General features: G+C 61.0%; 24 protein-coding genes. 8 read left to right on the plus strand and 16 right to left on the minus strand.

Going from position 1 to position 24,108, the window contains the following annotated elements:
* The first annotated feature begins 10 nt into the window (after nt 1-10).
* A complete protein-coding gene (locus MUY21_RS11150) occupies nt 11-1,429 on the plus strand; it encodes an FAD-binding oxidoreductase (RefSeq protein WP_248410458.1) in 1,419 nt (472 codons plus the stop codon).
* Nucleotides 1,430-1,576: 147 nt separating this feature from the next.
* On the opposite strand, the gene MUY21_RS11155 is transcribed toward MUY21_RS11150, so the two are convergent.
* The 3 genes from MUY21_RS11155 to MUY21_RS11165 form a co-directional block, all read right to left on the minus strand.
* Nucleotides 1,577-2,116: an adenine phosphoribosyltransferase gene (locus MUY21_RS11155; RefSeq protein WP_248410459.1), complete on the minus strand. Its 540-nt coding sequence runs from the start codon at nt 2,114-2,116 to the stop codon at nt 1,577-1,579.
* 71 nt (nt 2,117-2,187) lie between these two features.
* The gene (locus tag MUY21_RS11160) at nt 2,188-3,057 is read right to left on the minus strand and encodes an S-methyl-5'-thioadenosine phosphorylase (RefSeq protein WP_248410460.1); all 870 of its coding nucleotides are present in this window, start codon (nt 3,055-3,057) and stop codon (nt 2,188-2,190) included.
* Nucleotides 3,058-3,122: 65 nt separating this feature from the next.
* Nucleotides 3,123-3,695: a hypothetical protein gene (locus MUY21_RS11165; protein ID WP_248410461.1), complete on the minus strand. Its 573-nt coding sequence runs from the start codon at nt 3,693-3,695 to the stop codon at nt 3,123-3,125.
* A 171-nt stretch (nt 3,696-3,866) separates the two neighbouring features.
* Here MUY21_RS11165 and MUY21_RS11170 point away from each other — a divergent pair, with 171 nt between their 5' ends.
* Complete coding sequence (locus tag MUY21_RS11170) at nt 3,867-5,501, plus strand: SulP family inorganic anion transporter (RefSeq protein WP_248410462.1); 1,635 nt, start codon at nt 3,867-3,869, stop codon at nt 5,499-5,501.
* Here MUY21_RS11170 and MUY21_RS11175 read toward each other — a convergent pair.
* Both MUY21_RS11175 and MUY21_RS11180 read right to left on the minus strand, forming a co-directional pair.
* Nucleotides 5,498-6,154 (minus strand): CatB-related O-acetyltransferase, encoded by a 657-nt coding sequence (locus MUY21_RS11175; RefSeq protein WP_248410463.1) that lies wholly within the window; start codon nt 6,152-6,154, stop codon nt 5,498-5,500. The genes MUY21_RS11170 and MUY21_RS11175 overlap by 4 nt on opposite strands.
* 99 nt (nt 6,155-6,253) lie before the next feature.
* The gene (locus tag MUY21_RS11180; RefSeq protein ID WP_248410464.1) at nt 6,254-6,859 is read right to left on the minus strand and encodes a flavin reductase family protein; all 606 of its coding nucleotides are present in this window, start codon (nt 6,857-6,859) and stop codon (nt 6,254-6,256) included.
* 71 nt (nt 6,860-6,930) lie between these two features.
* Here MUY21_RS11180 and MUY21_RS11185 point away from each other — a divergent pair, with 71 nt between their 5' ends.
* Nucleotides 6,931-7,449, plus strand: a complete 519-nt coding sequence (locus MUY21_RS11185) for an N-acetyltransferase (protein ID WP_248410465.1) — start codon at nt 6,931-6,933, stop codon at nt 7,447-7,449.
* Here the strand turns inward: MUY21_RS11185 and MUY21_RS11190 are convergent.
* From MUY21_RS11190 to MUY21_RS11235, 10 genes are all read right to left on the minus strand, one after another.
* Entirely contained in the window at nt 7,421-7,699 is a 279-nt protein-coding gene (locus tag MUY21_RS11190; RefSeq protein ID WP_248410466.1) for a hypothetical protein, read from the minus strand. The two genes, MUY21_RS11185 and MUY21_RS11190, sit on opposite strands and share 29 nt — an antisense overlap.
* A 79-nt stretch (nt 7,700-7,778) precedes the next feature.
* Nucleotides 7,779-10,046, minus strand: coding sequence for a phosphoenolpyruvate--protein phosphotransferase (gene ptsP / locus MUY21_RS11195; RefSeq protein WP_248410467.1), 2,268 nt, complete (start codon nt 10,044-10,046; stop codon nt 7,779-7,781).
* A 366-nt stretch (nt 10,047-10,412) separates the two neighbouring features.
* Nucleotides 10,413-10,742, minus strand: coding sequence for a hypothetical protein (locus MUY21_RS11200; RefSeq protein ID WP_248410468.1), 330 nt, complete (start codon nt 10,740-10,742; stop codon nt 10,413-10,415).
* 2 nt (nt 10,743-10,744) lie between these two features.
* Nucleotides 10,745-11,923: an EndoU domain-containing protein gene (locus MUY21_RS11205; RefSeq protein WP_248410469.1), complete on the minus strand. Its 1,179-nt coding sequence runs from the start codon at nt 11,921-11,923 to the stop codon at nt 10,745-10,747.
* 215 nt (nt 11,924-12,138) lie between these two features.
* Nucleotides 12,139-12,591, minus strand: a complete 453-nt coding sequence (locus MUY21_RS11210) for a hypothetical protein (RefSeq protein WP_248410470.1) — start codon at nt 12,589-12,591, stop codon at nt 12,139-12,141.
* A 207-nt stretch (nt 12,592-12,798) separates the two neighbouring features.
* Complete coding sequence (locus MUY21_RS11215; RefSeq protein ID WP_248410471.1) at nt 12,799-14,034, minus strand: aspartate kinase; 1,236 nt, start codon at nt 14,032-14,034, stop codon at nt 12,799-12,801.
* A 100-nt stretch (nt 14,035-14,134) separates the two neighbouring features.
* Entirely contained in the window at nt 14,135-14,587 is a 453-nt protein-coding gene (locus tag MUY21_RS11220; protein ID WP_248410472.1) for a DUF1178 family protein, read from the minus strand.
* 83 nt (nt 14,588-14,670) lie between these two features.
* On the minus strand, nt 14,671-15,090 hold the full coding sequence (locus MUY21_RS11225; protein ID WP_248410473.1) for an NUDIX hydrolase: 420 nt from the start codon (nt 15,088-15,090) through the stop codon (nt 14,671-14,673).
* 220 nt (nt 15,091-15,310) lie between these two features.
* A complete protein-coding gene (metG, locus tag MUY21_RS11230; RefSeq protein ID WP_248410474.1) occupies nt 15,311-17,029 on the minus strand; it encodes a methionine--tRNA ligase in 1,719 nt (572 codons plus the stop codon).
* Between the two features lie 102 nt (nt 17,030-17,131).
* The gene (locus MUY21_RS11235; protein ID WP_248410475.1) at nt 17,132-18,355 is read right to left on the minus strand and encodes an MFS transporter; all 1,224 of its coding nucleotides are present in this window, start codon (nt 18,353-18,355) and stop codon (nt 17,132-17,134) included.
* 213 nt (nt 18,356-18,568) lie between these two features.
* Between MUY21_RS11235 and MUY21_RS11240 the strand changes: the two genes are divergently transcribed.
* The 5 genes from MUY21_RS11240 (at nt 18,569) to MUY21_RS11260 (ending at nt 22,589) form a co-directional block, all read left to right on the plus strand.
* Complete coding sequence (locus MUY21_RS11240; RefSeq protein ID WP_191285384.1) at nt 18,569-19,690, plus strand: ABC transporter ATP-binding protein; 1,122 nt, start codon at nt 18,569-18,571, stop codon at nt 19,688-19,690.
* A 207-nt stretch (nt 19,691-19,897) separates the two neighbouring features.
* Nucleotides 19,898-20,122 carry a twin-arginine translocase TatA/TatE family subunit gene (locus tag MUY21_RS11245; protein ID WP_191285385.1) on the plus strand — a complete coding sequence of 75 codons (225 nt, stop codon included), beginning with the start codon at nt 19,898-19,900 and terminating at the stop codon, nt 20,120-20,122.
* A gap of 27 nt (nt 20,123-20,149) precedes the next feature.
* Nucleotides 20,150-20,845: a Sec-independent protein translocase protein TatB gene (gene tatB / locus MUY21_RS11250; protein ID WP_248410476.1), complete on the plus strand. Its 696-nt coding sequence runs from the start codon at nt 20,150-20,152 to the stop codon at nt 20,843-20,845.
* The gene (gene tatC, locus MUY21_RS11255; RefSeq protein WP_248410477.1) at nt 20,842-21,747 is read left to right on the plus strand and encodes a twin-arginine translocase subunit TatC; all 906 of its coding nucleotides are present in this window, start codon (nt 20,842-20,844) and stop codon (nt 21,745-21,747) included. The genes tatB and tatC overlap by 4 nt, the downstream gene beginning before the upstream one ends.
* Nucleotides 21,744-22,589 carry an ATP-binding protein gene (locus MUY21_RS11260; RefSeq protein WP_248410478.1) on the plus strand — a complete coding sequence of 282 codons (846 nt, stop codon included), beginning with the start codon at nt 21,744-21,746 and terminating at the stop codon, nt 22,587-22,589. The genes tatC and MUY21_RS11260 overlap by 4 nt, the downstream gene beginning before the upstream one ends.
* A 72-nt stretch (nt 22,590-22,661) precedes the next feature.
* Here MUY21_RS11260 and serS read toward each other — a convergent pair whose 3' ends face one another.
* Nucleotides 22,662-23,954 (minus strand): serine--tRNA ligase, encoded by a 1,293-nt coding sequence (gene serS / locus MUY21_RS11265; RefSeq protein WP_248410479.1) that lies wholly within the window; start codon nt 23,952-23,954, stop codon nt 22,662-22,664.
* Between the last annotated feature and the right edge of the window lie 154 nt (nt 23,955-24,108).

Raw genomic sequence — 24,108 nt, forward strand, 5'->3', positions numbered from 1 at the left:
CGGGGCGGTCATGGGCGATCTGAAACCAGTGGACGTTGCGTTTGAAACACGGCTGCGTGCCGTGTTGCCCGATCCGGTGTTTCGCCCCCTGACCCCCGCCTATCAGGAAGAACCGCGTGGACTGTTTCGTGGGGCCGGGGGTCTGGTGCTGGCGCCATCCTCTGTCGACGAGGTCGCGACGATCATCCGCGAATGTGCTGCGTCGCGCGTGCCGGTGGTGCCCTTTGGCGGCGGCACTGGTCTGGTGGGGGGGCAGGTCATGCCGGACGCTGCCCCGGTGATCCTGAGCCTGGAGCGGATGGCAAAAATTCGCGCCGTTCACCCGTCCGAGAACGTGCTTATCGCCGAGGCCGGAGCGGTGTTGGCCGACATTCAGGCCGCCGCGGATGAGGTGGATCGACTGTTTCCCCTGTCGCTGGCGTCCGAAGGATCGTGCCGGATCGGTGGATGCCTGTCCACCAACGCGGGCGGGGTGAACGTGCTGCGCTATGGCTCGGCGCGCGATCTTTGCCTCGGGGTCGAGGCGGTTTTGCCTGATGGGTCGATCCATCATGGGCTGAAACGATTGCGCAAGGACAACACGGGCTTCGACCTGCGCGCGCTTCTGTGCGGGGCCGAGGGAACACTGGGCGTGATCACCGCCGCCAGCCTGCGACTGTTTCCGCAACCGGCCCGGCAAGGCACCGCACTTTTGACGGTCCGCAATCCATCGGCGGCGCTGGATATGCTGGCGATGGCGCAAGCGCGGCTTGGGCAGGGAATCAGCGCGTTTGAGCTGATCAAGGGGACCGGGCTGGATTTCCTGCGGATCGCCGATTTGGGCGGCGCGCAGCCTTTTGCCGCGCGCCCGGACTGGTCGGTGCTGATCGACCTGGGACTGGGTGCGGGCCAAGACCCCGAGGCCGAACTGGCTACCCTGTTTGCGGACGCCGCACGTGCCGGGCTAACCGACGATGGCGTGATAGCCCAAAGCGAAGGCCAGCGCGCCGCCTTTTGGAAACTGCGCGAGGACATTCCGCTGGCCAACCGTGCCATCGGTGTGATCAGTTCGCATGACATATCCTTGCCGCTGTCGGCCATCCCCACATTTCTGAGCGAAGCTGATTCCGCCCTTGCGCAACTCGGTCCGTTTCGGGTCAATGCGTTCGGTCATTTGGGTGATGGCAACCTGCATTACAACGTATTTCCGCCCGAAGGGCAGACGGTGGCGGCATATGCTGATAGGCGCCAACGGGTGCGCAGCATCGTCTATGATTTGGTGCAATCTTATGCAGGATCGTTCAGCGCGGAGCACGGGATCGGTCGCCTGAAACCTGAGGAGTTGAACCGCTATGGCGATCCGGCGCGGCTGGTCGCGATGCGCGCGATCAAGGATGCGCTGGACCCTTGCGGCATCATGAATCCTGGCGTGATCTTTAGCTCGGCGTGAATTGTTGCAAAAAGCAACAGATAAATAGCAAAAGAAAACGCCCCGCCGGGGTGAGGCGGGGCGTTGCACGATATGTCATGCCAGCAAGCAGCGCCTGAACTCCCGTCAGGCAGGGACAGGTTTAGCGGCACGTCGTTAACAAGAGGTTCACAGCCCTTCGAAATCGCACAGGACATGGACATCCATGCCCATCCCCTCAAGCAGCTTGCGCCCGCCCAGTTCCGGCAGGTCAACGATGAAGGCGCAGCCGACGATCTCGCCGCCCAGCCGTTCGATCAGCTTGATCCCCGCTTCGGCGGTGCCGCCCGTCGCCAGAAGGTCATCGACCAGCAGGATCTTTTCGCCGGGCTGGATCGCGTCGTCATGGATTTCCACCACTGCCTCGCCATATTCCAGCGTATAGGATTGTGACAGCGTGGCGCCGGGCAGTTTGCCCTTCTTGCGGATCGGCACGAAGCCAAGGGTCAATTGGTGGGCAATCGCGCCGCCCAGAATGAAACCGCGCGCCTCAAGCCCGACAACCTTGTCGATCTGCTCGCCCGCGTAAGGATGCAGCATCTGGTCGATCGCCATGCGAAACCCGCGCGGGTCGGCAAACAGGGTGGTCACATCGCGAAACAGGATGCCTTCGTGCGGAAAATCAACGATGGTGCGGATGTAGTCCTTGACGGTCTTGCCCTTGTTCATGGGAACGCCTTTCGCAGAATGGGTCGGCATTTGTGTGGCGCAATCCGGTCACTGACGCAAGTGGCGCGTGGTCACAGCACCCGCCCGGCCACGGCGTCCAGTTTGCCCAAAAGGGTGGGGTCGCGCTTGTCCGCTGCCGTCATGATCGCCATGTCCAGCGCCCGGTCGCAGCCATGCGGGCAGGGCGCGCGGTTGGCCCCCAACAGGGCCGGCAGCCCCGCCACCATGCGTCTTGCCTTGTCGCCATTGCCGGTGAGCGTTGCGATGACCTGTGCCACGTCGACCTCGTCATGGTCGGGGTGCCAGCAGTCGTAATCGGTGACCATCGCGACCGAGGCATAGCAAAGCTCGGCCTCACGGGCGAGCTTCGCTTCGGGCATGTTGGTCATGCCGATCACGTCCGCCCCCCATTGGTCCCGGTACATCCGGCTTTCGGCCAACGTGGAAAACTGCGGGCCTTCCATCGCCAGATAGGTGCCGCCCTCATGCACCGTGACACCCGCCGCGCGGGCCGATTGAGTGCAGGCGGCGGACAGGCGTAGGCAGGTCGGGTGGGCAAAGCCCACATGCGCCACGCAGCCCGATCCGAAAAAGCTTTTGGGCCGCGCGAACGTGCGGTCGATGAACTGGTCCACGATGACGAAATCGCCCGGTGCCATATCCTCGCGAAACGATCCGCAGGCCGACACGCTGATCACGTCCGTGACGCCCAAGCGTTTCAGCGCGTCGATATTGGCGCGATACGGCACGTCCGAGGGCGCATGCACATGCCCGCGCCCATGGCGGGGCAGAAACGCCATGTTCACGCCGCCCAATCGCCCGGTCAGAACCTGATCGGATGGGGTGCCCCAGGGCGAGGAAACGTCCTGCCACTGCGCCTCCTCCAACCCGTCAAATTCGTAAACACCCGACCCACCGATGATGCCAATGACCGTGTCCATGCAAGCCTCCTGCCGTGATAGTTGTGGCGACTTTGGGCAATCAATCAGCGGGTGGCAAGGTGGTATTAGGGCGCAATCGGCAAGGTGGGCAGCCCGCGCAAGCCGGACTGGGCGTTGAAGCGTTCCAACGCGTCGGCAAAGCCTGAAAGGGGCCAGCGCAGGGATTGCGATGTGCCGTGTCGGTCACGGAACTCGAAGGCAAACTCCCCTTCGGATTGCATGACGCCGATCAGCTTCAGGGCATCGTCACCAGTAAACGTGCACCTCAGCCCGGTCAGGCACCCCGGGCGCAGCGTGTTCCAGACCCGCCTGCCACCGTTCTCGATCCGGAAACCGCCGGGTGAGAACAGCGTGCCGGCCTCGGTGCCGAATGCCACTTCGGGACGGTTGTCTGCATTCGTGATGAACACGAACAGCGCGGCGAATTTGGGCTTGGGCGAAAACACATCGACCCAGCGGATATAGCAGCGTTGTTCCAACGCCTCTCCCGCCCCGCGCTCATCACAGGCGGTTGTCCAGATCCCGGATTTCGATTGATGGGTGACGCGCCAGTTTGACGGGCGGTCGTTGCCGTCAGCATCCTGCGCAGCGGCAGGGCTTGCGGCAATGATCAATGCGGCCAGCACAGGCTTGAACATGAGATCTCCGGTTTTGCTGATGGTCTGACCATGCCGGGCAACATGCCTCACGGTCCAATCACGAAGCGGCGACGGAAAAACGGGGTGAACCATGTCGCATGCTTCTTTCATTCCGCGCGGATACCCGTTAGACACCCCCATCGCGAACAACCCCTCCTGCAAGGTGACCCCATGCCCCGAGCCCTTCTGGCACGCTATGCCGCCCGTATCGAACGCCCTGATCTGCGCCTGTCGCAATCGGAAGAGCTGACGCCGAACCGGCTGAAGATCGAAATTCTGTCCGGTCTGACCGTCGCCCTTGCGTTGGTGCCCGAAGCCGTGGCGTTTGCGTTCGTGGCCGGGGTTCACCCGCTGGTTGGCCTTTATGCGGCGTTCATGGTCGGTCTGATCACGGCGGTGATCGGGGGGCGGCCCGGCATGATCTCGGGTGCGACGGGGGCGCTGGCGGTGGTCATGGTGTCACTGGTGGCCAAGCACGGCGTCGAATATCTGTTTGCGACCGTGATCCTGATGGGGCTTTTGCAGGTGTTCGCGGGCGTGATGCATTGGGGCAAGTTCATCCGGCTGGTGCCGCATCCGGTGATGCTGGGCTTCGTGAATGGGCTGGCAATCGTGATTTTCCTGGCGCAGCTGACACAGTTCAAGAACCCGGACAATACGGATCAATGGCTGTCCGGCCTGCCGCTTTACAGCATGTTGGGCCTTGTGGGGCTGACGATGCTGATCATCTGGGGGATGCCCAAACTGACCCGGATCATTCCGGCCCCTCTGGCCGGAATCGGGATTGTCGCGGGCATTGTCATTGCCTTTGGCATCGACGTGCCCACGGTGGGGGACCTGGCCTCGATCAAAGGCGGGCTGCCCAGTTTCCACAACCCCTTCGGCACGGGTGAAGGGATTTACCCCCCCGCAATGATGGCCCCTTTCACGCTTGAGACCTTGTGGATCATCCTGCCCTATGCGATCATTCTGGCGGCCATCGGCCTGATCGAAAGCCTGCTGACGCTGAACCTCGTGGGCGAGATGACCGGTCATCGTGGCGGTGCCTCGCAGGAATGTATCGCGCAGGGCACGGCCAATGTCGTCACCGGGTTCTTCGGTGGCATGGGGGGCTGCGCGATGATCGGGCAGTCGATGATCAACGTGAAATCCGGCGGACGCACACGGATTGCGGGGATCGCGGCGGCGCTGTTTCTGCTTCTGTTCATCGTCGTAGCCTCGTCGTGGATCGAGATGATCCCGCTCGCGGCCCTTGTCGGTGTCATGTTCATGGTCGTGATCGGCACGTTTGCCTGGAACTCGCTGACCATCCTGCGCCGGGTGCCCAAGACCGACGCGTTCGTCATCCTGCTGGTCACGGCCGTGACGGTTTACGAAGACCTTGCGGTTGCGGTTGTCGTGGGCGTGATCGTCTCGGCGCTGGCCTATGCGTGGAACGCGGCGGCGCGCATTCACGCGGTCACGCGCGAAGAAAACGGGGCCAAGGTCTATGACGTCGAAGGTCCGTTGTTCTTTGGCTCGACCGACGGGTTTGTCGAACTGTTTGACGTGAAGAACGACCCCGATCTGGTGATCATCGAGTTTGCCCGCTCGCGCGTGGTCGACCAATCGGCCTTGCAAGCGATCGAAGCCGTTGCCTCCAAATACGAGGCTGTTGGAAAGAAAGTCCAATTGCGTCATCTGAGCCGCGATTGCCACCGGTTGCTGACCAAAGCCGGCCACCTGATGGTCGACAGTGACGACGACCCCGATTACGAGGTCGCGGCCGATTACTCCGTTCGCACGGGGATCCTGGGCAGCCACTAGGCGCCGGGGGCCAACGCCTCCAACCCATCCAGATCGCCCGTTTCCAGCGCAACCCGCGCGCGGGCGATCAGGTCGACCGGCCAGTCCCACCAGGCCAGCCGGTTCATCCGCGCAATGTCGTCGGGCGGCAGGCGCATCTTGACCACCTGCGCCGGGTTGCCCACGACGATGGCGTAATCCGGCACGTCCGAACGCACCACCGCGCCTGCGCCGATAATCGCGCCATTCCCGATGGTTACGCCGGGGCAGACAATCGCGCCAAAGCCCAGCCAGACATCGTGACCAATCATCGTGTCGCGACTGTCGGGTTGGCCCATGACCTCTTGATTCAGGGCGAAGATGCCGAAAGGAAAGCTGGTCAGCCCGGCAAACTCATGGTTTGCTGCGGCGGTGATGAACCGCACACCATGGGCGATCTGACAGAATTTGCCGATGATCAACTGCCCCTCGGACATCGGGAAATGATAGGGCGCAAGCCGCGCGGCCCAGCCTTCGGCGGGCGGAGGATCGAAATCCGAAGCATAGGTATAGTCGCCCGCGTCGATATTGGGCTGATCTATGACGTTGGACAGGAACACCGTGCCTTCGTGGATCGAACCATCGGGCAGGGTGACGGGGTGGACGCGCGCGGCGTCGGGCATGGAAAACGGCATGTGACCTCCTGAAATAACAGCATTGAAGACATCAGGCCGAATTGTTCATGTCACCCTCCATGGTTGCGAAGCCAGATTAGCAGGCGGATGGCCCCGCGTCTATTCACCCGGTCGGTTCAGGGTGAATTTGTTGGTGACGATCGTGTAATCACGATAGCCCAGCCGCGCCAAGGGGCGGGCGAGGGTGATGTCAAACACGCCGTCAACCATGCAGTCATCGCGCATGTGGATGCCCGTCACCTCGCCAAAGCAGACAAGATTCTCGTCGCCGGGCAGGCGGGTTATCTGGGTCAGCTTGCATTCAAGCGCGGCCGGGGCGGCGGGCAGGCGCGCGGCGGCGATGGTATTGCACTCCACTCGCTCCAGATCTGCCAAGGCAATTTCGTCCACATCGCGGGGATAGCTGCCCGAGGTAAGGTTCATCGCATCCGTCAGCGTGTCCCCGACCATGTGAATGCAGAACACCCCGGTGGCGTTGATGTTGTCCAACGTGTCCTTGCCCAGTTCGCGATCACCCTTGCCTGAGGTCGAGGCAAACATCACCTGTGGCGGGTCATAGGCGGCGCCGTTGAAAAAAGAATAGGGCGCAAGGTTGTCCGTCCCGTCAGACCCCCGCGTTGAAATCCACGCGATGGGGCGCGGGACGATCAGCGCGTTGAACGGATTATGGGGCAGCCGGTGCCCGTTTTTCGGTTCATAGAACACCTGCTTCTCCCTTTCTTTTCTGCGTGTTGACGTGATAGCAGCAAAGAACGGCAAATGGCGAGGGGCGGCAGGTGTATCACCTGACACAAGAAACCGACAAGGACTGGTGGGAGGTCGAAGCGCTTTACGATCTGTGCTTTGCGCCGGGGCGCGAGGCCCTGTCTTCGTATCGATTGCGCGATGGCGTCGACCCGGTGGCGCGCCTGTCACTGGTCGCGCGGGACGATGCCGGGATCATGGCCGGGGCGATCCGGTATTGGCCGGTCGTGATCTGCGGCAAGTATGGGTCACATGACGCGCTGTTGCTTGGCCCCGTTGCCGTCCACCCTACCCGGCAGGGTGAAGGACTTGGGGGGCACCTGATCCGCGAAAGCCTGTTGGTGGCGCAGGATCTGGGCGGGCAGCGGGTGATGCTGGTGGGTGATGCCCCGTATTATGCGCGCTTTGGGTTTTCCAGACTGGATGGTGTGGAAATGCCGCCACCCACCAACCCGGACCGCGTGTTGGCCTATCGGCTTCAGGATGGCGGATGGGAGGGTGTCACCGGCAAGGTCTCACGGGTTACATCCGCACCTGACGCCCCCGCTTGACGCCCCCGAACAGGCCGACCTGCGGCGCACCGCCCGACTGGCTGGCCATCTGGCTCAGCCGGTCATGCCAGCCCTTGCGCGGCCAGAAATTGTGTCGGATCGACGTAATCGCCGCAGCGCCCAGAATGGCGAGGGCGCCGGACAGGGCATAGGACAGAAACGCCCAGATAGCGCCGATGTCAAAGCTGAGGGCCAGCGCGGCGGCTGCGGTTCCCGTGAAGATTCCGGTGATGATGAAACTGATCGGCATGAGGGGTCTCCTTGTTTCGTTCCAGTTTTGTTCCAAACTGGTGAACAAAGTGATAACTGCCGAAAATTTTCATCAATCCCTACACGGCGACCGACGATTGCGCGGGTTTTCTGCGGGTCAGCATTTCCAGCACAGCAGGGCGAACCGACTGGGCACCGGACAGCCGTGCTTCGTCGATGACATCGCGCAGTTCCAGAATATTTGTACGCCGTATCAAATGCTTGACCGGTCCAATCGACGCTGGCCGCATGGACAGATGACGCACGCCAAGCGCCGCAAAGCAGACCGCTTCGATGGGGCGACCCGCATCTTCGCCGCAAAAGCTAAGCGGCGTTCGGGCGGCGTCGCAGCGCGTCACGATTTCTTCGATCAGGTTCAGAAATGACACGTTCAAAGTGTCATAGCGCCGCCGCACACGTTCATTTTCGCGGTCGGCGGCAAAGAAAAACTGTTTCAGATCGTTGCCACCGATCGAAATGAAATCCGCCAACTCATAAAAATGCTGCGGCGCAAACACCATGGACGGGGTTTCCAGCATCGCGCCAATCTCGGTTTTCTCGGGCAGAATATGGCCCAGAGCGCGTTCGCGCTCCAATTCGGCCAGCACCATTTCACGGGCATCCCGAAACTCGTCGGTCTGGGCGATGAACGGGAACATCACGCTGAGATCGCGACCGGCGGCCGCCCGGATCAACGCCTGCAACTGCATTCGCATGACGCCGGGCTTGTCCAGCCCGACCCGGATCGCACGCCACCCCAGTGCCGGGTTCGGCTCGTCTAGAGGGTTCATGTAGGGCAGCACCTTGTCTGACCCGATATCCAGCGTGCGAAACACTACTTTCTTGCCCTTTGCGGCATCCAACACACGGGCATAGGTGGCCGCCAGATCTCCGCGCCGTGGCACGCGATCAACGGTCAGGAACTGAAGCTCGGTCCGGAACAGGCCCACCCCGGCCGCACCTGAGTTTTCAAGCGAGGGCAGGTCGGCCATCAGCCCCGCGTTCATATGCAGCTTTACCTCGGTGCCACACAGGCCCATGGCCGGCTTGTCCCGCAGGCTGCGATAGCGTTCCTGTTGCGCGGCCTCCATCGCCATCTTGTCGCGGAAGGCGTTGACGATGGTTTCCTCCGGTCGCAGATGCACAATGCCGTGTTCGCCATCGACCAGAATGTGATCGCCATTCAGCGCCTCGGTCGAGATGCGACCGGCCTGCACGATCAGCGGGATGGCCAGTGCGCGGGCCACAATCGCGGCATGGCTGGCGATCGAGCCTTCTTCCAGCACGATCCCGCGCAATCCGCGCCCGTATTCCAGCAACTCGCCTGGCCCGATATTGGTGGCGATCAGGATCGGGTTTTCGGGCATTTCCGCGCCGGTTTCCTTGCCCTGACCGGTCAGGATCCGCAGCAGACGGTTGGACAGGTCGTCCAGATCATGCAGACGCTCGCGCAGGTATGCGTCGGGCACCTGGCTCATCCGGGCGCGGGCGGCGGATTGTTCTTTTTCAACTGCGGCTTCGGCGGACAGGCCGCGATCTATGTCCTCTTCCATGCGCCGCAGCCAGCCCTTGGAGTTGGCAAACATCCGATAGGCTTCAAGGACTTGCATCTGGTCCTTGTCCTTGGTCAGCGTGTTGGCCAGAAGCTCGTCCACGGACACCCGTAATTGTTCAATTCCTTCATGCAGGCGTATCTTTTCCGCCTCGGGGTCATCGGCCACGGGATTGGTGACGACAACGCGCGGATCATGCAGCCAGACATGGCCTTCGGCCGCCCCTTCCTGCCCGACGCCTCCGGTAAAGGTGGTTGGACGCTGGTGCAGCGCCCCCATGGCCTCGCCTTCGCCGACAAAGGCGCCCAGCTCGGTCATTTCGGCCAGCACCATCGCGACGACTTCCAACCCGTAGAGTTCGTCGGCCGAATACTCACGTTCATCCCTGGATTGGATGACCAGAACACCAAGGTTTTCGCCCAGACGCTGGATCGGCACACCCAGGAAGCTGGAGTAGATTTCCTCGCCCGTTTCGGGCATGTAGCGGAACCCGCGCTCAGACGGGGCATTCTTGGTATTGATCGGGCGGCCACGGCGGGCAACGCGTCCGACCAGACCCTCACCCACGCGCAGGCGCGTTTGGTGAACGGCCTCTGCTCTCAGCCCCTCGGTCGCGCACAGTTCCAGAGTTTCGCTGTCCCGAAACAGATAGATCGAGCAGACCTCGACCCCCAGGCTTTCCGCGATCAGAGAGGTGATCCTGTCCAGCCGCTCTTGCCCCTGCGACGCCGACGCAAGCGTTTCACGCAGTTTGACCAGAAGTTTGCGACTGTCACTTTGCTGGCTTTCTGCCATACATACCTTTCCCTGTTCCTGCGGGTGTTGCCGATCCATCCGATATCGGGCAGAGCGGCGAACCACTTGGACGAACCCTACCGTAATGTCTGCGCAATCTGTTTTCCAGAAACTCCTTACATTCTTTTTGGGGATATTGGGTTTGGTGGCGGGGAATTGCGCATATGGAGCAGAATATGGGCGACTTCCAAACGGGAATGGCCTTGATATCCTGTGCTCAGGTAAAGCGGTGTAAGCACTTGAAAAGCGGTGCTGGCGAAAGGTCCGTAGTGCGGGACTTGTGAGCTTTCGCTGCGGCTGCACCAATGGCTGATTTCGGTCGGTCGGACAGAAACCATGTGGTTTTGACCAAGCTCTTCGTTGTTTCTAGGGTTGCTCCGCCCAGACCTTGTAGTCGAACAATGCGCCATCGGCCTTAGCGTATTGAACTTGCTCGCGGACATAAATGGCAGAGCGAGCGGGGTCTAAGTGGTGCATCCAGTGTTCATCATCGCCGGGAAAAGGTTGTGGGGTCACACCGTAGCCGAAATTTGGCGGCTTGGTTCCGCCTTTGGCCCGCGCAACTTCCATGCGCGAGACGCCAAAACCGCGCGCAGCAAGATATTCGTTGAATTCCAGAAGTTCAGCCTCGGAAAGCCACTCTGTGCCAGCGCCCGTCTGAGCCTGCTCTATGAGCTTTTCAAATCGCGCGTTCATGTTTATCGGTCAAACTCGGCCGTATCCATTCCGAAATCATCGACAAGCGCCCGAACTTCCGCATCATCGAGGACGCCGGGATGTCGTTTGTGAGCGACATACACACCTTCCAATGCAAGATCATATTCCCCGACATCAAAGAATTCTCTATCTCCAGGTATGATTTTCTCTGCCTTCTCAAGCGCATCGAGTTGCTTTTCTAATAGGTCAATTGCTTCTTTGTCATTCATGAATCGCCTCAGGTTGTCTAAAACGCCGTCACCGGAAACAGGATATCCTGTTCGCACTTCACCGTTCGGTCGGACGATGACTTTGATTGTCACTCCGTCTACCTCGCCAACGATAACGAGATCACCTGGACGATGTGCAGGACGGTCCACCGTGCCATTCCCCGCAACTTCCCTGATTGCGTCCAGAATGTCATCATCTGACCAGCTTTCGGGAAATTCAGTTTTACCGGGTGTTCCGGTCCCAAACCTGTGGCCACCACTGCGACCATCTCCGTCCAGAATATGCCGTGCGCGATCCTCCGGAATGGATATGCTTTCAATCGAATGCGGGTTTTCCATTGCAACAATATTTGGCCCAGTTTCGTCAGGTATCGGGGTTGAAATGACGTTGTCGGTCGGATCACCGGGAATTGGTGTGCCGGTATTGTTCGGCGGGCCCAGCTCTTCAATGGGATAGCTTTCTAACCATTGTTCGATCCTTTCCGGGGTGAAACCTCGGAGCTCTCCTAAACGGCGCTCATCCTCCGTCAATTCGGGGAAGATCTCGACCCAGCCTTGCGCCAGTTCACCCTCCTGAAACCGTAAATCCCCGCGCGCGAACGCTGCTCCAGCAGCCTCGATGAATTCCTGTAAAGCGCGCTGCTTTGCGGGATCGCCGCCCACGCCCGTTTCGAGAATGGTGCCAGGGTTCATCAACTCGTAAAGCGCTGCTGCCTCAGCTCCGATGCGCGCAAATTCGGGGTTCTTGGGCAAGACTGGATACCCGCCGCTACTGATCCCTTCCTGCACGAGGGCATACGCGGTCGCGGCCAGACGGCCTTCGACAGCTGTCAGATCGACCCCTAGTCGTGCGCCTGCATCATGCACACGCCGATCACGCATGGCCTCCGTCCAATCCAGTAACGCATTAGATGCAAGGAGCGCCGCGCCAACACCAGTCAGAGCGCGCATGCCACGTATCACGTCAGTTAGGTCGAGAGCAGGGGCACCATTTGCCGTGGGTGCAAAATCGGCGAGCACCACATTGCTCTGAACTCCCGGCAAACAGGTTCGGCATAGCATCGGCAATTGTGTGCAGTGCCGGGATGCCCGCCTTCTGGGGGATTATCCCATCGGAAAACGCGGTCATCATATGCGGCGTGGCCATCACGTACCTTGGCATCATCTTACGAGCGCCAGATATGATGCTTAATCCCGAGGTCTTCCTGCCGAAGCTGGTTGATCAGCCCGGCGAAGGCCCGCAAAAGGCGTTCTTCCATGGCCGTTCGAAGCGGTCGAAGCCGTTGCGGGTGGTTTTGATACTGGCTGAATATGCTCTTAAGTCGCGCATCCCTAGCATTGAGGGCTTCCTCTTTGGCGTCTGAAACATCTCGCAAATCGGATACCGAAACAGTTGGCACTGTGTCAGGCGGTGTCAGCGCGTTCAGGAGCATCCAAGTGTTTTCGGAAGTCACCTTGTCGAGGCGTTCGCTGAAATCGGCTCGTAAAGCGGAATAGTTTGGGAAAGTGGATTTGAGCGACAATCCCACGCGGTAGCCAACCAGACGACCATGTCGCTGCTCTATTCTGTACTGGCTGTCACCGCCATGCCGGAGAAAATCGCTGAAACCGTGTTGCATGGAATCTCCGAGTACGTGCGAGACAGGTTCTACTTACAATTTGTAAAGAAAGGATAAGACCACCGTTCGCAACTTGCATCGCTTGCGTCAGAAGCAGACATTCGAGCGCTGCGCAGCATTCGGTAGTATGGGCTCAAACCGGACTTTCCTCACACACACACGCACGGCCCACCCACCCGGCGCGACCGCGCAACGAAACGTAAACCGTTACGCTTTTTCCAGCTCGAACGCATCATGCAGGGCCTGCACGGCAAGTTCCATGTATTTGCGGTCGATCAGGACCGAGATCTTGATCTCGGATGTGGTGATCACCTTGATGTTGATGCCTTCATTTGACAGCACGTCGAACATCTTGGCGGCGATGCCTGTGTGGCTGCGCATCCCGATGCCGACGACCGAGATCTTGGCCACATCCTTGTCGGCCACGATGTCGTGGAAATTGATGTCACCGCGCGCTTTGGCGTCGGTCATTGCCTTCTCGGCGCGGGCGACCTGATCGACGGGGCACGAAAACGTCATGTCCGTGCGACCCTCTTCCGAGATGTTCTGAACGATCATGTCCACATTCACGCCCGCTTCGGCCAGAGGTGTGAAAATCGCCGAGGCGATGCCGGGGCGGTCGGCGACCGAGATCAGCGTCATCTTGGCTTCGTCGCGTTGATAGGCGACACCGGCAACAACTTTACTTTCCATGATATCCTCCTCGTCGCAGACCAGAGTGCCTGCATTGGGGTCGTATTCCTCGAAGCTCGAGAGCACCCGCAGCTTTACCTTGTAGCGCATGGCCAGCTCGACCGATCGGGTTTGCAGCACCTTGGCCCCCAGCGAGGCAAGCTCCAGCATCTCTTCAAACGCGATCCGGTCCAGCTTGCGCGCCTTGTCCGAAATGCGCGGATCGGTGGTGTAAACCCCGTCCACATCGGTATAAATGTCGCAGCGTTCCGCCCCGAAGGCTGCGGCGAAGGCCACGGCGGTGGTGTCTGATCCACCCCGGCCCAGCGTCGTGATCCGGCCATCATCGGCAATGCCCTGAAAACCGGCGACCACGGCCACGCGCATGCCTTCGCCGAACTTCGCCATGATGTTTTCGCTTGGGATTTCCTCGATCCGCGCGGCGGAATGAACGCCCGTGGTCTTGACCGGCACCTGCCAGCCTTGCCAACTGCGCGCAGGCACGTCCATTTCCTGCAGCCGCAGGGCCATCAGACCCGCGGTCACGTTCTCGCCCGAACTGACCACCGCGTCATATTCACGGGCATCGAACAGCGGCGAGGTTTCTTCGACCCAGCCCACCAGTTCGTTCGTCCGCCCGGACATGGCCGAGACAATGACAATCACGTCATAGCCATTCGCCACTTCGCGTGCGACCCGTTTCGAGGCCCGGTGAATCCGGTCCAGCGTGGCGACCGAAGTGCCGCCGAATTTCATCACCAGAATTGGCATCTTGGCCCCAAATCCCGTCCGTTTTCCTGTGTTTGCGCGTGTTTAGGGCGTGGGGCGCAAAAGCGCAAGGCTGCGCGTGACGGGGCAGGCAGCCTGCGGTTCAGTTTGCCTTGCGCGTCGGTGTAAACGGCAGGGGCATCACCGGCACCCCATCTTCCAGCAATTCGCGCGCGTCGGCCAGTTTGGCTTCGCCATAGATGGACCGTTCGGGTGCATCGCCCAGATGCATGGCGCGCGCTTCGCGGGCAAATGACCCCCCCACATATTCGCTTTCGGCTTCGATCTTGGCGCGCAGCCGCGCGATCTCGGCCTCGATCTCGGAATTGGGGGCGGCGAGGGGGGTGGGCTTGTCAGGGGCTGTCGACCCGGGTGAGGTGGCCGCGGTTCGGGCCGGGCGTACTTTGGGGGCCATCAGGCTTTTTTCCACCTTGGTCGACCCGCAATCCGGGCAGATAACATGGCCCGCCGCGCGCAACCCGTCATAGGCTGCGGCGTTCTGGAACCAGCTTTCGAATGTATGGTTCCGGTCGCATTTCAAGGCATAGCGGATCATCGTCTTTTCCGAAGTTTCCTGACCGAATATATATGGCGATGCGCAAGGGCGGGTGCAAGCCATCGCAGGCGAAGCCGCTGTTTTTACAAGCCGCGCTTGACCGTGGACGGGTCAAAGCCACGGATGATGCGGCGCAGTTCCGGCTCCCACACCAGTTGGGCAGCTTTCTTCTGCGACACCCATTTGCGCCGCCTTTGCCCGTGTTCGGGGAAGGTTTTGTGCTGCTTGCGCACCTTCAGCGGAAATACCGCGACGACACAGGGCAGGCGTTCGCCCTCATGCGATTTCGTATAGGAGTAAAAGCCCAGCACCTCGTGGCTCAACTTGCCTTCGACACCGGCTTCTTCGAAGGCCTCCTTGGCTGCCGAGCCGGCAGGGGTTTCCCCATCCATCGGCCAGCCCTTGGGCAGGATCCAACGGCCCGACCCGCGCGTTGTGATCAGCAGCACTTCGACCTTGCCGTCTTTCACTCGATAGGGAAGGGCACCGAACTGTGTGCGCACGGACCGCTTGTCCCCAAGCGAAAGCCGTATCGGCCGTGGCTTACCCTTAGCGATCGTCACTTTGTTGCTGCCCTTGATACCCATCTTTCCGGTGAAAACACCCGGTTATTGTTCTGCTAACGTCAAGATAGCCCGTTTGGACGGAAAGGAAAGAGAAAAGCCATATGTGGTGCGGATGCGCATGGCACCCGCCACATCCGGTATGAATATGCCGGGTCGGTCAGTCTCGCGTACCAGCAAAGCGGGCCTGCCAGCTTTCCCGATCCTCGTCCGAAATCTTGGCAAACACGTTTTCCGGCACGTTAAAGCTGTGCCCGGCGGGCAATGCGCTAAGTGCTGCGGGCACGTCGTCGGGCCAACTGTCATCCTCCGCGTTCATCGCCTTGAGCATTGTGTCCGCCGCATCGGGGATGAAGGGCGCTGACAACACGGCATAAAGACGGATCAGGTTCAATGCCAGACGGATTTGCGCCGCCGCCTGATCAGGATCTGTCTTGAAGGTCGTCCACGGGGCGGCCGTTTGCAGATATTCGTTGCCCGCAACCCAGATGCCGCGCAATTCCTGGGCGGCTTTGCGGATATCCATCGCTTCCATATGCGCCTCATATGCGCGGACCTTGGCGGTCAGATCAGCGATCAGCGTGTTTTCCAGATCGCCATAGCTGCCACCCTCCGGCACGGCTTCCGAGAATTTCGAACGGCAGAACTTGGTCACGCGGCTGACGAAATTGCCCAGCACGTCGGCAAGGTCTTTGTTGATGCTGACCTGAAAGTTCTCCCACGTAAACTCGGCGTCCGAGTTTTCCGGCGCGTGGCTCAGCAGCCACCAGCGCCAGTAATCCGCGGGCAGAATCGACAGCGCCTGATCCATGAACACGCCGCGCCCCTTCGAGGTCGAGAACTGCCCGCCATCATAGTTCAGATAGTTAAACGATTTGATGTAATCGACCAGTTTCCACGGCTCGCCCGACCCCATGATGGTCGCGGGGAAGCTGAGTGTGTGGAACGGCACGTTGTCCTTGCCCATGAACTGCACGTAACGCACGTCATCCGCGCCCTTGTCGGTGCGCCACCAGCGGTGCCAGAAATCGTCGCCTTCCCCCAGCTTGTCGGCAAGCTCGGCGGTGGCGGCGATATATTCAATCGGCGCGTCAAACCAGACATAGAACACCTTGCCTTCCATGCCCGGCCAGTCTTCATCGCCCTTCTTGACCGGCACACCCCAGTCCAGGTCGCGGGTGATACCCCGATCTTGCAGACCGTCACCATCATGCAGCCATTTCTTGGCGATGGACGTGGTCAAGACGGGCCAATCGGTCTTGGTGTCGATCCACGCGTCCAGCTTGTCCTTCAGTTTGGACTGGCGCAGATACAAATGTTTGGTCTCGCGCACTTCCAGATCGGTCGACCCGGAAATCGCCGAGCGCGGATTGATCAGATCTGTGGGATCGAGCTGCTTGGTGCAGTTTTCACACTGGTCGCCGCGCGCGCCGTCGTAACCGCAGTTGGGGCATTCGCCCTCGATATAGCGATCCGGCAGGAACCGCCCATCGGCATTGGAATAGACCTGCTTTTCGCTGACCTCTTCGATCAGCCCGTTTTCGGCCAGCTTGCCCGCGAAATGCTGGGTCAGCTTGTGGTTCCGCGCGGACGACGAGCGTCCGAAATTGTCAAACGACAGGCGGAACCCATCCGCGATCTCTGATTGCACCGCGTGCATTTCGGCGCAGAACTCAGCCACAGGCTTGCCAGCTTTTGCGGCGGCCAGTTCGGCGGGTGTGCCGTGTTCGTCAGTGGCGCAGATGAACATGACCTCGCGACCCCGGCCACGGTTGTAGCGTGCATAAAGATCGGCGGGCAGTTGCGAGCCGACCAGATTGCCAAGGTGCTTGATCCCGTTGATGTAGGGAATAGCCGAGGTGATAAGGACGCGGTTCATGTGTGCTCCGGTTCTGCGGTTTGCTTGCGGTTTTCGGGCCGTATACGCCAAGCCCCACGCCAATGCCAGAGGGTCGCGGGCAGATCGTCACAGGGGGCCGCCTCAGCCGCGATCCCGCATCTTGCCCAACAGCCGCCCCATCGAAAATGATGTGCGCGGCGTATAGGTGTATGGCGTGCGAACCTCGCGGGTGGGGCGCTGGCGGCTGCGGGCAACCCCGAAGACGATCAGACCAAGGTGACCCACCGCAATGAAGGCAAACAGCGCCGGTGGTCCGAAGCGTTCGATCAGCCCGGATGCCATCAAGGGCGAGGCGATGGCCCCGACCGCATAGAAGAACATCAGTGCCGCAGACAGCTCGACCCGTTGTTCGCTGGTGGCAAAGTCATTGGCATGCGCCGCCGAAATCGAGAAGATCGGGAAGGTGGTGAAGCCAAAGAACCCAGCCGTCAGGAAGGCCACGCCCTGTCCCATGCCCGACGCCATAACGGTGATGGCGCAGCTTGCGATCGCGGCGGCGGACAGCCAGATCAGAACCCAGCGGCGGTCGTATCGGTCTGCCAGCCAACCCACCGGCAGTTGCGCCAGTGCCCCGCCCAGCACGAAACTGGCCAAGAACCAGGCCAATTGCCCGGTGGCCAGTCCGACCTCTTGGCCGTACACCGGACCGACCATCCGAAATGCCGCCGAGGTGATCCCCGCCACGATCACGCCCGCCACCGCAAGCGGCGAGCATGTCCAAGCCAGTGCTGGCCGCAGGCGCGGGGCCAGGGGCGTGTCGGGTTGCGGGGTGCGGGTTAGTGCAAGCGGTAGGATCGCCGCGCAGCAGGTCAGCGCCAGTACGTTGTAGGACACGTAATGGGCCGGCTCCAACACACCGATCAGAAGCTGGGCGGCCAGCGACCCGCCCAGATCGACCAGGCGATAGCCCCCCATTGCACGACCGCGTGTTTCATTGGTGATGCGGGCGTTCAGCCAGGCCTCGATCACCGTGTAAGCCCCCGCGATGCTGAGGCCTGTGGCAATCCGCATGACCGCCCAGGGCCAGGGCGCGATCCACAGCATATGCGCCAGAAGGCCGATGGCTCCCATCGCGGTGAACCCGGCGAAGGCGCGGGCATGGCCGACGCTGCCCATCAGCCGCGGGGCCCACCAACAGCCCACGAAGAAGCCGATGAAATGTGCCGACCCCAGTAGCCCGATCTCGGCCTTGGTAAATCCAATCACCAGCCCGGACACCGCGTCCAGTGGCCCCACGCCGCCCGAACTGAGTTGCAGCAGGATGACGGACAGCAAAAGCGGCGCAAAGGAAATCAGAAAACGCATCAAAGCCTCGGGGTTTTGACCAGCATCCGGGATTTGCGGGTCAAGGCTAGGCCGAAAACGACCCTATGGGGGCGGGCTGTGTCGTATCTGCGACAAATCCGGCGACGGGCTTGCGGGCGAAATGGGGGGCTGATATGCCCATTCAAAGCCTGATGGAATTCATCGGGTATCTGCCCGCACCCGCGGGACCGGCACAGGAACGATCTTGCAACCATGGACGGGACCAATTTGACCACCGCACGGCTGGACATCCGCGATCTGCACCGGGAATTCGGGGGGCGCCCCGTGGTGCGCGGCGTGTCCCTGTCGCTTCAGGCCGGGCAGGTCACGGGGCTGCTTGGCCCGTCGGGCTGCGGCAAGTCCACCACGCTCAGGATCATCGCGGGGGTGGATCAGCAAACCTCTGGCGAGGTCTGGATCGACGGCCAGCAAGTGGCAGGGCCGGGGGTGTTCGTCCCGCCGGAACGGCGCCAGATCGGCTTGATGTTCCAGGATTTCGCCCTGTTTCCGCACCTGTCCGTGGCCGACAATGTGGCCTTTGGCCTGAAAGGCTCGCGCACGGAAAAGCGGATCAGGGTGCACGAGCTTCTGGAGAAGGTCGGGCTGGCGCGGTTCATCGACAGCTTTCCGCATGAATTGTCGGGGGGCGAACAGCAACGGGTGGCGCTGGCGCGCGCACTGGCTCCGCGCCCGTCGATCATGCTGATGGACGAGCCGTTCTCGGGCCTTGATAACCGTCTGCGCGACGGCATCCGGGACGAGACGCTGGGCATCCTGAAGGACGAGGGTGCGGCGGTGCTTCTGGTCACGCATGAGCCGGAAGAGGCAATGCGCATGGCCGATGAAATCGCCCTGATGCGCGACGGGCGCATCGTGCAAAGCGGCGCGCCTTACAACATCTACAACGCGCCGGTGGACCTGAAGGCGGCGGCGTTCTTTTCCGATGTGAACGTGATCTCCGGGGTGGTCGAGGGTGCGTTGACCGATACGGCCTTCGGGCAGTTCCTGGCCCCCGGCGTTCCCGACGGGGCCAAGGTGGATATCGTGATCCGCCCGCAGCACCTGAAGATCGACTTTGATCGTGGTGGGAAGGGGCCAAGCCCGACCCATGACCACGGGGTCTGGGCGCGCGCGCTGGTGGATCGGGCACGTTTCATCGGCAAGGAAAGCCTGGTCGATTTTCGGATGGAGAACGATGGCTCGATCCTGACGGCGTCGGTCCCGTCGGTGTTTCTGCCGCAGCCGGGCACGCCGCTGTGGATCGCGATTCGCCGTGACCGGTGTTTCGTGTTTCGCCACGGCGACAGGCCGGGGCCGGATGCCCCGCCGCATTAACGCGCAATCCGCGCCGGTTGGCGCCGGGCGAAAACGCGTGATCAATGACATGACAGATGGGCGATAAAACGCGCCTGCGCGCATTTTGCACATCATTTTCCTGCCAGTTTTGCGCTTTGGGGCTTTGAACTTGCCCCGCAAAGCAATAAATGTGGCAGGCGTTATTGATGTGGACGGGCCAAACGCCCCTCCGAATGGGAGAATACAATGCTCAACAATATCGGCCTTCCGGGCCTTCTGCTGATCGCCGTCGTGGTGCTGGTTCTGTTTGGCCGCGGCAAGATCTCGTCCTTGATGGGCGAAGTGGGCAAAGGCATCACCGCGTTCAAGAAGGGCGTGGACGAAGGCAAGCAAGAAATCGAAGACCAGGCCGCCGACGTCGCCAAGGATGTCACCCCGAAAGAAGACGAGAAAGACAAGGAAAAGGCGTAAGCCCGACCGCTTTGGGGGGCGTAGCCCATGTTTGATATCGGGTTTTCCGAACTTCTGGTGATCGGGGTTGTGGCCCTGATCGTTGTCGGTCCAAAGGACTTGCCGGGCATGTTCCGCACGCTGGGCCGGTTCACCGCGCGCGCCCGTCAGATGGGGCGGGAATTCAGCCAGGCAATGAACGAGGCCGCGGACGAAGCCGGGGCCAAGGATATCGCCGATACGTTCAAATCGGCCACCTCATCCAAGGCGATGGGGCTGGATGCACTGAACAAGGCCGCGGACGGGTTCGAAAAATGGGATCCCACCAAATCGCTGCGGGATCAGAAATCATCGGACAAGAAGCAGAAATCCGATGACAAGGACGATGACGAGGCAACGGCGGCCGACACGGCAGGCGATGTCGCTGGACGCAAGATGCAGGACGCCACCGCAACGTCAGCCGCCGATCGCAAGGCCGCCGATGAGGCGCGCAAGGCCGAAATGCTGAAGGTCAAGCAACCCCCGTCAAAACGCCCCACTGAACGCCGGATTGGCGAAGACCCCGCATCCGCGAGCCCCGCGCCGAAGCCCGCCGCGAAACCTGCCGCCAAGAAACCTGCCACCAAGAAACCTGCCGCCAAGAAACCGGCTGCCGGGAAACCGGCCAAGCCACCGGCATCGAAATCCAGGGCGAAACCGAAATCCGCCCCCAAGCGCAAACCTACGGACACCTCTGACGCATGAGCGACACTGACGAGATCGAAGACAGCTCGGCCCCGTTGATCGAGCATCTGACCGAACTGCGCACGCGCCTGATCCATTCGGCGCTGGCCTTTATCGTCGCGATGGTGATCTGTTTCACCGTCTGGAATCCGATCTTCAACTTTCTGACTGAACCGCTCTGCGCCACCATGGCCGAACGCGGCCAGGACCAGTGCGGGCTGATCCTGATCAAATTGCAAGAAGGCTTCTTCGTTGCGATCTCGATCTCGCTGTTCGGCGGGCTGGTGTTGTCGTTTCCCTTCATCAGCTATCAGCTGTGGCGCTTTGTGGCGCCGGGTTTGTACAAATCGGAAAAGAACGCCTTTCTGCCCTTCATGATTGCCTCGCCGGTGATGTTCTTCATCGGCGCATCCTTTGCCTTCTATGTTGTGATGCCCCTGGCCTTCGACTTCTTCCTGGGCTTCCAGCAGGCTGGCAATGTCGCCGATACCGGGGTCGAGGCGTCAATTGATTTCCAGGGGTCGGTGCAGGAATATCTGCGCCTGACCATCAAGTTCATCGTGGCCTTCGGCCTGTGTTTCCAACTGCCCGTTCTGCTGACCCTGATGGGCAAGGCGGGGCTGGTCAGCGCGCAGGGTCTTGCCGAGGTGCGCAAATACGCGGTGGTGGGCATTCTGGTGCTGGCCGCGCTGGTCACGCCGCCCGATGTCATCACGCAGGTGATCCTGTTTGTCGTGGTTTACGGGCTTTACGAAATCTCGATCCAGCTTGTGAAACGGGTCGAGCGTAAGCGCGAAGCCGATCTGCGCGCGCAGGGCCTGTGGTTTGAGGATGACGAAGACGAAGCCGACGAGGATGAGTTGATGGCCAAGTTCGATGCGGGTGAGGACGACGATCCCGGCCAGGTGGAGAAAGGGCAGTGAGTGACGCTGCGGCTCTGATCCGCATCGCTGATGCGTTGGAGCGGATGTCGCCTGCGCCTCTGTCTGCCCCGGATTTCTCGACCGAGGACGCTTTTGTCTGGCACACCGCACCGGACCGGCTGGAACCGGTCGCGAAGGTCAACCGCGTTGCCATCGAGCTTCTGGTCGGGGTCAACCGGTCGCGCGATACGCTCCTGGACAACACTCTGCAATTCGCGCGCGGCTTGCCCGCCAACAACGCTCTGTTGTGGGGCGCGCGGGGGATGGGGAAGTCCTCGCTGGTCAAAGCGGTCCATGCCGAGGTGCTGCGCCGAGGCGAGGCGCTGAAAATCGTCGAGGTGCAGCGCGAAGACCTGCCGTCGATCAGCCGTCTTCTGGGCTTACTGCGCGCCGCGCCGCACCGTTTTCTGCTGTTCTGTGATGATCTGAGTTTCAGCCATGACGACCAGCACTATAAAAGCCTGAAAGCGGTGCTGGATGGCGGGATCGAGGGGCGGCCTGACAATGTGGTCTTCTATGCCACCTCAAACCGCCGCCACCTGATGCCGCGTGACATGATCGAGAATGAACGCTCGTCCGCAATCAACCCGTCCGAGGCGGTGGAAGAGAAAGTATCGCTGTCCGACCGGTTCGGGCTTTGGCTGGGCTTCCACCCCTGCGATCAGGACGAATACCTGGCGATGATCCGGGGCTACTGCGACGCCTATGGGGTCACGATTGACGATGACACGCTGCGCAGGGAAGCCATCGAGTGGCAGGCGACGCGGGGCGCGCGGTCAGGCCGGGTGGCGTGGCAGTATTTTGTTGATCTGGCGGGGCGCAAAGGCGTGACGCTGGGCTAAGGGAGGGGCCTTGCCCCTCTGCGCGTTCGCGCATTCACCCCAGGATATTTTTTAGCCAGAAGAAGCACCGTGTCAGACAAGGTCGCCGTCAGCGGTGATCCGGGTTTTGCCACGCAAATAGGGATGCAAGGCTTGCGGCAGCAAGACCGAGCCGTCTGCTTGCTGTCCGTTTTCCAGCACTGCGATCAAGGCGCGACCCACGGCAAGGCCGGAGCCGTTCAGCGTGTGAACGAATTGCGGCTTGCCACCATCTGCGGGTTTGTAGCGCGCGTTCATGCGGCGGGCCTGGAAATCCCCGGCCAGCGAGACCGAGCTGATTTCGCGATACTGGTTCTGGCCGGGCAGCCAGACCTCGATATCATGGGTGCGTTTCATGCCGAAGCCCAGATCCCCGGTGCACAGAACCACGGTGCGGTAGGGCAGGCCCAGGCGTTCCAAAATGTCCTCGGCGCAGCGGGTCATGCGTTGATGTTCGTCGACCGAGTTTTCCGGGCGGGTGATCGACACCATTTCAACCTTTTCGAACTGGTGTTGGCGCAGCATGCCCGCCGTGTCACGGCCCGCCGATCCGGCCTCGGACCGGAAACACTGGGTATGGGCGACGTAGCGGCGGGGCAGATAGTTGTCGTCGATTGTCACCCCGTTGACGATATTCGTCAGGGTGACCTCGGCGGTTGGCACAAGCCACCAGCCATTGGTGGTCTGATAGCTGTCTTCGCCGAATTTCGGCAATTGCCCCGTGCCATACATCATCTCTTCCTTGACCAGAACCGGGGTCCAGGTTTCGGTCAGGCCGTTTTCTTCGGTGTGCACGTCCATCATGAACTGGGCCAGCGCACGGTGAACGCGCGCGACAGCCCCCGACAGCACCATGAAACGCGAGCCGGACAGCTTGGCAGCGGTCTCGAAATCCATGCCGGATGTGACGGCGGGCAGTTCGTAATGTTCCAGCGGTTTGAAATCAAAATTCGCGGGGGTGCCCCAGCGGTTGATCTCGACATTGTCGTTTTCGTCTTCGCCGTCGGGCACATCGTCGCCCGGAATGTTCGGCAGACCCATCAGAAGATCGGTCAGCTTGGCGTCCAGCGCCTTGGCCTCGTCATTCAGCTTGGCGATCTCGGATTTCTTTTCCGCCACCAGCGCGCGCAGGCGTTCAAATTCCGCCTCGTCGCCCGACGCTTTCGCGGCACCAACCGATTTCGCGGCCTTGTTGGCGTCCGCCTGTGCGGTTTCAGCCGCCAGAATCGAGGCGCGCCGCGCTTCGTCCAGCGCCAGAATTTCACCTGACAGGGGCGACAGGCCGCGACGGGTCATTCCGGCGTCGAAGGCTTCGGGATTGTCGCGGATCAGACGAATATCATGCATGGCGGTCTTCCTTGTTTTTCTTGCCCGGCATATGCCAGATGCGGGCGCGAGGGGGAAGGGGGAATGATCATCACCCGCTTGCTGGACAACCCCAAGACCCCCATATAGTGTGCGCCAACGTTTGGGGCCAAGGCCCGCTTGAGAAGGAATATCC

This window comes from Aliiroseovarius sp. S2029 (assembly GCF_023195575.1).
In the GTDB taxonomy this organism is placed as follows: domain Bacteria; phylum Pseudomonadota; class Alphaproteobacteria; order Rhodobacterales; family Rhodobacteraceae; genus Aliiroseovarius; species Aliiroseovarius zhejiangensis.